The sequence below is a fragment of the Arthrobacter humicola genome, assembly GCF_022803015.1.
Classification (GTDB): Bacteria; Actinomycetota; Actinomycetes; order Actinomycetales; family Micrococcaceae; genus Arthrobacter; species Arthrobacter humicola_A.
Genome location: NZ_JAFKON010000017.1, coordinates 43,282 through 52,466 on the forward strand (window position 1 = coordinate 43,282; position 9,185 = coordinate 52,466).

8 protein-coding genes and 1 pseudogene are annotated in these 9,185 nt (G+C 66.5%); 3 read left to right on the plus strand and 6 right to left on the minus strand.

Going from position 1 to position 9,185, the window contains the following annotated elements; translation table 11 throughout:
* Positions 1-31: 31 nt before the first annotated feature.
* Positions 32-577 (plus strand): DUF6023 family protein, encoded by a 546-nt coding sequence (locus ARTB_RS20465; protein WP_043436433.1) that lies wholly within the window; start codon positions 32-34, stop codon positions 575-577.
* A gap of 34 nt (positions 578-611) precedes the next feature.
* Here ARTB_RS20465 and trhO read toward each other — a convergent pair whose 3' ends face one another.
* On the minus strand, positions 612-1,505 hold the full coding sequence (gene trhO, locus ARTB_RS20470) for an oxygen-dependent tRNA uridine(34) hydroxylase TrhO (RefSeq protein WP_243182136.1): 894 nt from the start codon (positions 1,503-1,505) through the stop codon (positions 612-614).
* Between the two features lie 117 nt (positions 1,506-1,622).
* On the opposite strand from trhO, the gene ARTB_RS20475 reads away from it, so the two are divergent.
* A complete protein-coding gene (locus tag ARTB_RS20475; RefSeq protein ID WP_243182137.1) occupies positions 1,623-2,315 on the plus strand; it encodes a GNAT family N-acetyltransferase in 693 nt (230 codons plus the stop codon).
* A gap of 146 nt (positions 2,316-2,461) precedes the next feature.
* Positions 2,462-4,888, plus strand: a complete 2,427-nt coding sequence (locus tag ARTB_RS20480; protein ID WP_243182138.1) for a DEAD/DEAH box helicase — start codon at positions 2,462-2,464, stop codon at positions 4,886-4,888.
* 157 nt (positions 4,889-5,045) lie between these two features.
* On the opposite strand, the gene ARTB_RS20485 is transcribed toward ARTB_RS20480, so the two are convergent.
* The 5 genes and pseudogenes from ARTB_RS20485 to ARTB_RS20505 form a co-directional block, all read right to left on the minus strand.
* Complete coding sequence (locus ARTB_RS20485; RefSeq protein WP_439954155.1) at positions 5,046-5,543, minus strand: Rv3654c family TadE-like protein; 498 nt, start codon at positions 5,541-5,543, stop codon at positions 5,046-5,048.
* Positions 5,540-5,935: a TadE family type IV pilus minor pilin gene (locus ARTB_RS20490; RefSeq protein ID WP_243182139.1), complete on the minus strand. Its 396-nt coding sequence runs from the start codon at positions 5,933-5,935 to the stop codon at positions 5,540-5,542. The genes ARTB_RS20485 and ARTB_RS20490 overlap by 4 nt, the downstream gene beginning before the upstream one ends.
* A 71-nt stretch (positions 5,936-6,006) precedes the next feature.
* Complete coding sequence (locus ARTB_RS20495; protein ID WP_439954156.1) at positions 6,007-6,333, minus strand: DUF4244 domain-containing protein; 327 nt, start codon at positions 6,331-6,333, stop codon at positions 6,007-6,009.
* A gap of 254 nt (positions 6,334-6,587) precedes the next feature.
* Complete coding sequence (locus tag ARTB_RS20500; RefSeq protein WP_243182141.1) at positions 6,588-8,294, minus strand: hypothetical protein; 1,707 nt, start codon at positions 8,292-8,294, stop codon at positions 6,588-6,590.
* A 339-nt stretch (positions 8,295-8,633) separates the two neighbouring features.
* A pseudogene (locus ARTB_RS20505) lies at positions 8,634-9,071 on the minus strand (type II secretion system F family protein); the annotation flags it as partial.
* Between the last annotated feature and the right edge of the window lie 114 nt (positions 9,072-9,185).

The following is a 9,185-nucleotide window of genomic DNA, read 5'->3' on the forward strand; positions in this document are numbered from 1 at the left end:
GTTTGATTCCGGGCCGCCCTAATCTCAAAGTATGCCAACTGTGCCGGCGAGCAAGGTGCCGCGACGGCGCACCCCGGCGGCCGCCGTGGTGCTTTCAGTTGCGGTATTTCTCGGCACGGTCCTGTCCGGTTGCGCCTATGAATACAGCGCCGACCACTGGGACGATGAATCGACCTCGGCTGCCGCCCCGCCGACCACTGACGCCGCCCTGCCCCAGGACCCCCATCTCAACGAGCCGGTGACGGGCGAGGAACTGGATAACTGGGTCGACACCGTACTGCCCGACGCCGAGGGACAGGTCTTCCAGACGGGTTTTGGGACGCTGGAGGCCGACGAGGAGCGCAAAGAGACTACAGCCCAGCTGCCCAAGGGTACTTACGCCCTGACCCTCGCCTGCCGGAGCACCCGCCGCGTGTCCTTTTCCATCGAGAACGGTGAAAACGAACTCGTGGACCTGAGTCTCCGGTGCGGGACGTCCAGGGTGAACGTGGTGCAACTAGCCGCGGAGGCGTCGCTCTCCATCAATGTGGATGCGAACGCACCGGCAAACTTTGCGTACCGGGTGAGCCGCATCTGAGGGTTCCCGGCCGGCCAAATGTCCGGTTCGTGCCTCAGGCGGCGCAGCCCTCGGGGCACCGCAGGGTGTCAGGGCTCGCGGCGCACCCGGCGCAATAGAGCGTCAGAGTCCGGCAGGACGGATTCGAGCAGTTTTCGAACTTGCTCGTAGGTGCCGAGCAGCGGACGCACTCGCCGATCGTCTTGGCATCCCCGCTGAACTCAACGTGCATGCGCTTGTCGAACACATACAGGGAGCCCTCCCACAGTCCCTGGTCCTTGAAGGTCTCGCCGTAGCGGACAATGCCGCCGTCAAGCTGGTAGACCTCCTTGAACCCGCGGTTCACCATGAGGCTCGACAGCACCTCGCAGCGGATGCCGCCGGTGCAGTAGGTGACAACCGGCTTGTCCTTGAGGGCGTCGTATTTGCCGGAGTCGAGTTCCTTGATGAAGTCGTGGGTGGTGGCGACATCGGGAACGACGGCGTCCTTGAACTTGCCGATCTGGGCCTCGAACCCGTTCCGGCCGTCGAAGAACACGACTTCGTCGCCCTGCTGTTTCTTGGCTTCTATGAGTTCGTGGAGTTCCTCGGGTTTGAGGTGGGTTCCGCCGCCCACCACTCCGCCGGCATCGACTTTGAGTTCGCCCGGGGCGCCGAAGGAAACGATTTCCTCCCGCACCTTGACGCTGAGCCGCGGGAAGTCCGCCGCGCCGCCATCCGACCACTTCACGTCGATGCCTTGGAAGCCCTTGTACTCGCGCGTGGTTTTGACGTACTGCTTCACGGCGTTCAGTTCTCCGCCGACTGTGGCGTTGATGCCGTCCTTGGAGAGGATGATGCGGCCGGTTAGTCCGAGTTTTTCGCACAGGGCGCGCTGCCAGAGCCGGACGGCGTCCGGGTCAGGCAGGGGGGTAAATCCGTAAAAGAGCACAATCCTGTTCAAAGCCACGCTTTTAAGGGTACTGGCTGGGGCGGGCGGCCGGGCGACAGTCACAATTGGATAAGCAAGCGGCTTCCCCCGACCCGGCCCCTGTTGCTTGTGGCACTGCTGGAATACGCTCATCACATGAGTCTTGACGCCATGGTTGAAGACACCACTCACCTGCTGGAAATCTGGGTTGCCGGATGGGCCGGCTGCCGCGGATATGAGACGCGCAGGGAGGGCAGGTTCCCCGCGGCCTTTCGCGGTGACACCACCCACGAATGGGAGTACTTCGCCTACGATCCGTCCGACGCGGAGTTCGAGGCGCTGGCGGCAAAGACGGCCGAAGCGCCGGCCCGGGTCCTCACCATCCTCACCAACGATGCGGCCCGATACACCATGCTGGGGCAGCGGAACGGGCTGCATGTCACCTCGGCCTCCCAAACCATGATGATCGTGGACATGGAGACCCAGGATTCGGAGGACCCCTGGCTTTCGGACGACGACCTCAAGCTCGAGACGTCCCGGACCGACGGCGTCCACCACGCGGTGGTCAGCGCCGGCGAGGACGTCGCCGCGAGCGGACGCGTGTTTGTGGTGGGGCATACCGCCATCTTCGACAACATCGTGACGTCAGAGGCCTACCAGCGGCGGGGGTTGGGCAGCTTCATCATGAAGGCCCTGGCAGCCCAGGCGTTTGAACACGACGTCGACTCCGGGCTGTTGCTCGCCTCGCTGGACGGTCAAAAACTCTATTCGCACCTCGGCTGGCGCGAGGTGTGCCACGTCCTGATGTTGTCGACGTCCGATGAAGGGGCCGACCTGTCCGTGGGCTGAGGTGCCGCGAGCGCCGGGCGTCCGGCGGGCCTGCGCCCGGGGCAACGCGTGTGCCGGGCCGGGCCGAGCCGCAGCGCCGAAGCCGCAGCGCGTGCCGGGCTGCGTGCCGGGCGGGGCGATTTGAGGGCGGATGAAAGAATATGTGAGTGAACCCGCATGAGTCCTTGATTCCGTTGCTGGGCCGAGGTCCGGACCCGGAACAGCTGCGTCATGTGCGGACGATCCCCGCCCGCCAGGCCGTCAATGCACCATGGCCACAGTGGTCCCACCCGGATCTCGTGGCAGCTTACGGTTCCCTGGGCATCCACGAGCCCTACCTTCACCAGGTCCGGGCCGCCGAACTGGCCCACGGCGGAGAGAACGTGGTCATTGCCACCGGCACCGCGTCAGGAAAGTCCCTGGCGTATCAGCTGCCGGCCTTGGACGCGATCCACCGTTCCGAGCTCAGGGTCCTGTCCGATCCCGGGAAAATCCACGACGACGGGGCTGTGACCCTCTACCTGTCCCCGACCAAGGCGCTCGCCGCCGACCAGCTGGCAGCGATCAGGGCACTCAAGCTCCCCACAGTCCGGGCCGAAACCTACGACGGCGACACCGATCCCGCGTCCCGGCGGTGGATCCGGGACCACGCGAACTTCATCCTCGCCAACCCGGACATGCTGCACTTCGGCATTCTCCCGAACCATGCCTGGTGGGCCAGGTTCTTCCGGCGCCTCCGCTACGTGATCGTGGACGAAGCCCACAGCTACCGCGGCGTCTTCGGCTCCCATGTGGCAAACCTCATGCGCCGTCTGCGTCGGATCTGTGCCTACTACAGCCCGGGCGGCTCGCATCCCGGACCGGTGTTCATCGCGGCGTCCGCCACGGCGTCTGAACCCGGGCAGTCCTTCGGCCGGCTGATCGGCGCACCCGTGCAGGCCGTTTCCGAAGACAGCTCGCCCCACGGCTCCACCACCGTGGCGTTTTGGGAGCCGGCACTGACCGAACTCCGGGGCGAAAACGGCGCCAAGGAGCGCCGGACGGCAGTCGCCGAGACCGCCGACCTGCTGGCCAACCTGGTGTCCTCCCGGACCAGGACCATTGCGTTCATCAAGTCCAGGCGCGGGGCAGAGTCGATTTCCTCCATCGCCAAACGCCTCCTCGACGAGGTGGATCCCAGCCTGCCGCAGCGTGTGGCCGCGTACCGCTCGGGCTACCTGCCGGAGGAGCGGCGGGCCTTGGAAAAGGCGCTGCGCTCGGGTGAACTGTTGGGCGTCTCGAGCACGTCCGCGCTGGAGCTGGGCATTGACATTTCCGGTCTCGATGCAGTCCTGGTCGCTGGCTGGCCGGGCACCCGCGCGTCGTTGTTCCAGCAGATCGGCCGCGCCGGCCGCGCCGGCCAGGACGCGATCGCAGCCTTCGTGGCCAGCGACGACCCGCTGGACACCTACTTGGTGAACCACCCCGAGGCGATTTTCGACGTGTCAGTGGAGGCCACGGTCTTCGATCCCTCCAATCCATACGTTCTGGGCCCGCACCTGTGCGCGGCCGCCGCGGAACTGCCCCTCGGGTTCGCCGAACTGGAGCTCTTCGGGGCCACCGCTGAGAAGCTGCTGGACCGCCTGGTCCTGCAGGGCTACCTGCGCAAACGGCCGGCAGGATGGTTTTGGACCCATCCGCAAAATGCCGCAGCCATGGTGAACCTCCGGGCCGACGGCGGAGGTCCGGTGAGCATAGTGGACGCGGAGACGGGCTCCTTGCTCGGCACCATGGATTCGCCGCAGACCCATTACCAGGCCCACACAGGGGCCATCTATGTCCACCAGGGCGACAGCTACGTGGTCGAAGACCTGAACGAGGACGACCACTGTGTGGTGGTGCGGCGGGCGAACCCGGACTACTACACGACCGCCCGGGACGTGACCCAGATCGAGGTCCTCGAAACGCAACGCACCACCCAATGGGGCGACGTGGCCGTGCATTTCGGCGATGTGAAAGTGACAACCCAGGTGGTCTCCTTCCAGCGCAAAGCGTTAATTTCGAACGAGATCCTCGGCGAAGAACCCTTGGAATTGGGCGCCAGGGACCTGTTTACGAAGGCGGTCTGGTTTGTAGTGGACAACCGCTCGCTGACCGGCGCGGGGCTGATCGAGGCACAGTTCCCCGGAGCGCTGCATGCTGCCGAGCACGCCGCCATCGGACTCCTTCCGCTTGTGGCCTCCAGCGACCGCTGGGACATCGGCGGAGTGTCCACGGCCATCCACGCCGACACCGGAGTGCCCACCATCTTTGTTTACGACGGCCATCCCGGCGGGGCCGGCTTCGCCGAACGCGGCTACGACAAGGCGAGGTTGTGGCTGACCGCCACGCGCGACGCTATCAAGGCCTGCGAATGCGAGTCCGGCTGCCCCTCCTGCGTCCAGTCACCCAAGTGCGGCAACAAGAACAACCCGCTCGACAAGGACGCCGCCGTCACACTGATCGATGTGCTGCTCCAAGACGCCACCGACCTCATGCACGCCGGCAACCCCGGCACAACGGCCGCCGCGGCCGGGGCCCCGGACGATCAGCCCGCCCAGCCGCTCCGCGCCTGACCACGTCTCAGCGGCCGGTTCGTGGGCGGCGGCCGTCAGGCAGGTTCGAGGGCGGCGGCAGGGCTGCACGTTCGTGCGAGCCGGGCGGCGCCAGGGCTGCACGCCAGGCCGCAGACGGATGCACGGCTTCTGGCGACCGCCGGAGTTGGTGCATCTTTCACGGTGCTGGCCCGTTCCCGGCCGCAGGGGGCGGTCCGGCCCTGGCCAGTCCCGTGGCCGCCCCGAGGAACGGTCCGGCGCTGAACTCGGTGCGCACCTGAACGGTGTCGTCCGGTCCTTCGGCACAGGCAGCCAGGGTGGCGTTGTTCTTCAGCGCGACCTCTCGAGCCACAGCGCAGGGCTCGCCGGACGTGATGCCCCGCGCGGCATCCGCCGCAGCCAGCGCTGCCAGATCGGCGGCCGCCGCAGCCCTCGATGCCGCAACGGCCGATTCGGCCAAAAGCAGCAGCAGGGCCAACGCCATGATGACCACCAGCCCGAGTCCCAGGGCCAGGACGGTCCCCGACCCCAGCTCAAAAGACGTACACCGGTGCTGGGCGTGGGCGGGATCGGGGCTCCGGGGTCGCGGCCCGCGGGCACGGGCACGGACAGGCGCAGGTGCAGGTGCAGGTGCAGGTGCAGGTGCAGGTGCAGGTGCAGGTGCAGGCGACATCATGTGCCGCCCTGCCACGGAGAACTGGAGACGCCATGCAGTCCGGGCTCATCTAGCCCGGGCCGTTGTGCCGCGCCGGGGGCCTCCGCACGCGCCCACGCGGTGGCGCTGAGGGCCCAGGGAACCAGGGAGCCAACGGCCCCGGGGACGCGGCCGGAAACGGTGACCCTGTGCCACTCACCGTCGTGCGTCACCTCTGAGTCCGCCGTGTCGCCGGCGAGACGGCGGACAATCTCACCGACTTCGCCGGCCGCGGCTCCCCTCGCCACCGCCCGGGCACCGCCGCGGGCCGCTTCCTCAACGCGGAGCTGCGTCACCCCGGCCGCCGAACCCGCGAGCAGAAGGGAGAGCAGCAGAACGACCGAGGGCAGCGCGACGGCGAACTCAGCCGTCACGGCCCCGCGGCACTCCGCCGTTGGCGGCGACGCTCTCCGGCCGCCGCTCCCCCGGGGGCGCCAGAGTCCGTTCATGGCAACGTGAGCGCCGTCCGGATGAGGTTCAGGAGGAACCCGCGGACCTCATCGCTGCGCATGATGAACACGAGGACCCCGGCAAAGCCCACGGCGGCCAGCGTTGCGATGGCATATTCAGCGGTAGCCATTCCCGCCTGCGAGGCCGGCGGCCCTGTGCGTCCCCGCGGTTGAACGGGAACAACCGAGCTGGCGCCGGGGTAGATCTCATAGACCTCCGCAACGCCGCCCTCCCCTGCTTCAATGCGACGTGCAGCGGGGGTGTCCTGATTTGTTGACATCTGCTTTCCTTCCACGGGACACCGGCGTGATCGCCGGCTGATTCGACTCTCCCGGCTTGCACGTCGCGCCATAAGCCCCGATGGCAGCTAAGTGGAAAACGTGCCCGAATTTGCCGTGGTGGCGGCCTGTGGAGGAGAAGTGTCTGGCCCTTTCCGGGCGGCCAACGGACGTCCAACGCAGTGCCCGGCCCGCCGGCGTTTCGCCCGGACCGAGACAGGGCTGAACCCGAGGGGCTGCGGTCCGTACTGCGACGACAGCCTCTCGGGTTCAGTTGGTGCGGGTCACCCGCGCGTTCCTAGGGGAGGAAGTATCCCGCGAGGTCGGCGATGAGGTGTGAGGACCCCGATGAACGGTTGAACAACGTCACCTTTCCGTCTGAGCCGACGGGGACCGAGACCAGGTTCGCTACAGTCTGTCGGGCCGAGAAGTTCAGGTTGGACGCGTCCGGACGGGTCGAGCCGGACGGGTAGGCGGTGATGTAGCCGATGGACGGGGGCGCCACGACCGTCAGGTTGAAGACAGCCCCCAGGACGTTCGCGGGGATTCCCGTGGTCCCGGCAATCTGGAAGGACACTGTGGAGTCCGGGCGCACAGCCGCTGCGGGGCGTGTGTCGAGGATCCTGGATGGGCCCGTGGCCTTGAACGCACCGGTGGCCGTCGGCGTGCCGCCGAGGTAGTAGCCGGCAACGTCTGCGATCAGGTGCGAACGTCCGAAGGAACGATTGAGCAGCGTGACTCTTCCGTCTGCACCGATGGGGACCGTGACCAGGTTCGGCACTGTCTGCCCTGCGTTGAAGTTGAGGTTGGACGCGTCCGGACGCTTCGAGCCCGAGGCATAGGCCGTAATGTATCCGATCCTTGTTGGCTCCGTCACGGTGAGGTTGAAGACCACGGCGGAGGCAGTTGTCGGTATGCCGTTGGTGCCCCTAACCAGCAGGGACACCGTGGCATCCCCTGCAAGCGCCGCCGTGGACCGGGTGTCCAGCAGCCGCTTTGGCGCGAGGCTTTGGAAAGCACCCGGCGTCGCCGGCGTCCCCGTGACGTAGTAGCCGGTGACATCGGCGATGAGGTGGGTCGTGCCGGAGGATCTGTTGAACAGCGCCACTTTTCCGTCCGCACCCACCTTGACCGTCACCAGGTTAGGCACGTTTTGGTTGGCACGGAAGTTCACATTGGATGCATCCGGCTTTGTTGTCCCGGAGGGGTAGGCGGTGATGTAACCAATGGATTTAGCCTCAGTGACGGTCAGGTTGAAGACGACCGCCGCGACATTTGCCGGGATCCCATTAGCCCCTGCAACCTGGAAGGAAACGGCTTTATCGGCACCCACCGGCACCGTTTTCCGGGTGTCGAGGAATCGTTGTGGGGCAATCGGGGCAAACGTTCCGGGCAGCTGGGCGGCCGCCTTTCCGGCCTTGATAACGACGTCGTCAATGAAGCTGTCGCCTGCCTGCCGCCGGTGTTCGGCACCGAGTTGCATCTTGGTGACCGCGGTAAAGCCCGTGGCGATCTGTTTGCTGGAATACAGGAGTTTGCCGTCGAAGATCACCTCGACCGTGGAGGAGGCCCCATTTGCGACGACGTGCGTGACGATATGGTGCCAAGTGCCGAGAGGGACATTGACTTTCATCGGGGTGTAGCGGAGGGTTCCGTCGGGCGCCGCGACCCGCAGCCACATTGGGCCGACGCCGCCGTTGGATCGGTAGACGTCTATGAACCGGGTAGTCCCGTTGAAGAAGCGGAAGTACGGGACGTTGTTGCCGGCGACGCCCTCTTTGGTGATGTTGAACCAGCCGTCGGCATAGACCTCGTTGTTTCCGGCAGGAAGTGGTGCGGAAAAATTGGCCACCGACCCGGCATCCGTGGTGACGTGAACATAGGCTGAGCAACGGCCCGAGTGCTGCTGGGCCGAGGAGACAGCGGCCGTTCCTGTCCCGGCGGTGAATGCGGCGGCGAAGCCTGCGGTGGTGAGGCTTCCGGACTCGAAGTTCGTGGCAATCACCGTCTTGCCCGGGTATTGGTTGGTCGGTTGGGGTGCTCCCGGCTGACAGGTCGGTACTGCGGCGGACGCCGGACTGGCACCGACCGCCAAACCGGTCAACACTAGTAGGTTGAGCGCTGCAATCACGCCCACTTTATACAGTCGAATCATTGATCTGCCCCCCTGGCATGGCTCCCAGTTAGTACGAGACCCCGGATACCCCGGGATTCGAGGCGCCAAGGAGGTGCTGTGAGAAGCCGACGCACGAGACCGCTCATACTCCGACGGTGCCTGCCCCAAAGGTATCCCCCAGCAACTTGAATAAACCTTGGGCCCGGGGTGATCCCCGGGCTGCCGGCATCACGCCGGAAGCAGCCCGAGGAGCACGGGCACGACGCCGAGGCAGACGAACGCCGGCAGGGAGCACAGGCCCAGCGGCACCACGAGTTTCACCCCGAGCGCGGCCGCGCGCTGCTCGGCGGCCCTGTTGCGTTCGCGGCGAAGCCGGGCAGCCTGGGCATAGAGGAGCGCTGAGGAGGGGGCGCCGGTAAGCGCAGCGAAGGAAAGAGCGTCGCGCAGGGCCTGAAGTTGGGGCGCCCGGGCACCGGAACTGCGCCATGCCGTGCCCCAGTCCGCACCGATTGCGAGGGCTGACACAACCGGCCGAAGCTGCCGCCCGAGTTCCGGTGGCATGAGGGCGGCCACTAGGTCGAGGGACCGGCCAAGTCCGGCTCCCGTATCCAGCATGGCGCCGATCAGTTCCAGCATCATGGCGGTGTCCCGCAGGCCCTGGAGGCCGTGCCGGCCGGCGTCGTGGACCGTCGGGCGCGGGGCGGCCCCGCCAGCAGGCGCCCGAAGCTCTGTCTCTTATACACATCTCCGAGCCCACGAGACCATTAGTGCGATCTCGTA